Here is a 2,556-nt window from a genome sequence, read left to right as displayed (position 1 = left end):
AATTTTGAGGTTAAGATAGGAAGTAAAGAAGTTCATTGAAAATATTGAAAAGATTGACAGCGTAAGAATTGAGTAGAATCGCAAGTTTGGTTTTTAAAGCCACTCTGAAGATTTTTTTTGAGACCTTTATTTTGAACAACATTCACGATGAAGAGTTTGATCCTGGCTCAGGATGAACGCTAGCGGCAGGCTTAACACATGCAAGTCGAGGGGCAGCACAGGTAGCAATACTGGGTGGCGACCGGCGCACGGGTGCGTAACGCGTATACAATTTACCTTTTACTATTGGATAGCCCAGAGAAATTTGGATTAATACAATATAGTATTATTGAATCGCATGGTTCGATGATTAAAGTTTCGGCGGTAAAAGATGAGTATGCGTCCTATTAGCTAGATGGTAAGGTAACGGCTTACCATGGCTACGATAGGTAGGGGTCCTGAGAGGGAGATCCCCCACACTGGTACTGAGACACGGACCAGACTCCTACGGGAGGCAGCAGTGAGGAATATTGGACAATGGGCGCAAGCCTGATCCAGCCATGCCGCGTGCAGGAAGACTGCCCTATGGGTTGTAAACTGCTTTTATACAGGAAGAAACCCTACCACGTGTGGTAGATTGACGGTACTGTATGAATAAGCACCGGCTAACTCCGTGCCAGCAGCCGCGGTAATACGGAGGGTGCAAGCGTTATCCGGAATCATTGGGTTTAAAGGGTCCGTAGGCGGGCGATTAAGTCAGAGGTGAAATCCCACAGCTCAACTGTGGAACTGCCTTTGATACTGGTTGTCTTGAGTTATAGTGAAGTAGATAGAATGTGTAGTGTAGCGGTGAAATGCTTAGATATTACACAGAATACCGATTGCGAAGGCAGTTTACTAACTATTGACTGACGCTAATGGACGAAAGCGTGGGGAGCGAACAGGATTAGATACCCTGGTAGTCCACGCCGTAAACGATGGACACTAGTTGTCGGGATTTTATCTCGGTGACCAAGCGAAAGTGATAAGTGTCCCACCTGGGGAGTACGATCGCAAGATTGAAACTCAAAGGAATTGACGGGGGCCCGCACAAGCGGTGGAGCATGTGGTTTAATTCGATGATACGCGAGGAACCTTACCAGGGCTTAAATGTAAGTTGCATAGATCAGAGATGGTCTTTTCTTCGGACTACTTACAAGGTGCTGCATGGTTGTCGTCAGCTCGTGCCGTGAGGTGTCAGGTTAAGTCCTATAACGAGCGCAACCCCTACCGTTAGTTGCCAGCATGTAAAGATGGGGACTCTAGCGGGACTGCCGGTGCAAACCGAGAGGAAGGTGGGGATGACGTCAAATCATCACGGCCCTTACGTCCTGGGCTACACACGTGCTACAATGGTCGGTACAGAGGGCAGCCACTGCGTGAGCAGGAGCGAATCCTTAAAACCGATCTCAGTTCGGATCGGAGTCTGCAACTCGACTCCGTGAAGCTGGAATCGCTAGTAATCGGATATCAGCCATGATCCGGTGAATACGTTCCCGGGCCTTGTACACACCGCCCGTCAAGCCATGGAAGCTGGGGGTGCCTGAAGTCGGTGACCGCAAGGAGCTGCCTAGGGTAAAACTAGTAACTGGGGCTAAGTCGTAACAAGGTAGCCGTACCGGAAGGTGCGGCTGGAACACCTCCTTTCTAGAGATATGCTTTTAGGGCATAATACAGATAGGGGTTACGAAAGATAGATTTTACTTAATTTCTGCTGTCAATTTTTTTATTATAATATAGATACTATAGACTAACAAAGTCTCGTAGCTCAGCTGGTTAGAGCGCTACACTGATAATGTAGAGGTCGGCAGTTCGAGCCTGCCCGAGACTACTGTTTTTTTAGGGTATATCGACTGGAAATTCTAGAAGTTGAGTGGTAGTTGTATCTAACTACTAACTACTATGTACTAACTACTAGTATATGGGGGATTAGCTCAGCTGGCTAGAGCGCCTGCCTTGCACGCAGGAGGTCAAGGGTTCGACTCCCTTATTCTCCACAGTTCTAGACGAGATTAATTTTTTGTTTAGGTAAGGTTACGGATTTATTTGTTGTGAAACAGATGAATTTGGTAAATAATCGAGAAAGTTCATTGACATATTGGCATAATGATATCGTAAGAATCAAATATTAAATAAAAGTAGAAAAATACAATTTTACAAAATAAAAGAGCAAAAAGTACAATAAGCTAAGTAAGGGCGTATGGAGGATGCCTAGGCTCTCAGAGGCGAAGAAGGACGTGATAAGCTGCGAAAAGTTGCGGGGATTGGCACATACGAGTTGATCCGCAAATATCCGAATGGGGCAACCCGGCATATTGAAGATATGTCACCTCGAGTAATCGAGGAGCAAACCCGGTGAACTGAAACATCTAAGTAACCGGAGGAGAAGAAAACAAAAGTGATTCCGTAAGTAGTGGCGAGCGAACACGGATTAGCCCAAACCAGTGCGGTTACGGCCGTATTGGGGTTGTAGGACCACGACATTTGATGCTAAGTGAATTAGAACAGTTTGGAAAGACTGGCCATAGAAGGTGATAG

The 2,556-nt window shown here is 46.2% G+C and carries 2 tRNA genes and 2 rRNA genes (1 of these 4 running past the window's edge); all 4 read left to right on the top strand.

Annotated features, from left to right (window positions below):
- The first annotated feature begins 144 nt into the window (after positions 1-144).
- Positions 145-1,665: ribosomal RNA gene (locus tag ACFQ39_RS15135) — 16S ribosomal RNA — on the top strand.
- A gap of 110 nt (positions 1,666-1,775) precedes the next feature.
- Positions 1,776-1,849, top strand: a tRNA-Ile gene (locus ACFQ39_RS15130).
- Between the two features lie 92 nt (positions 1,850-1,941).
- A tRNA-Ala gene (locus tag ACFQ39_RS15125) sits at positions 1,942-2,015 on the top strand.
- Between the two features lie 183 nt (positions 2,016-2,198).
- A 23S ribosomal RNA gene (locus ACFQ39_RS15120) occupies positions 2,199-2,556 on the top strand; its annotated part runs 2,500 nt beyond the window's last position; the annotation flags it as partial.

Origin of the sequence: Namhaeicola litoreus (assembly GCF_042679565.1) — a bacterium.
In the GTDB taxonomy this organism is placed as follows: domain Bacteria; phylum Bacteroidota; class Bacteroidia; order Flavobacteriales; family Flavobacteriaceae; genus Namhaeicola; species Namhaeicola litoreus.
Note: the sequence above shows the minus strand (reverse complement) of the source record. Positions and strands in the feature narration are given on the sequence as shown.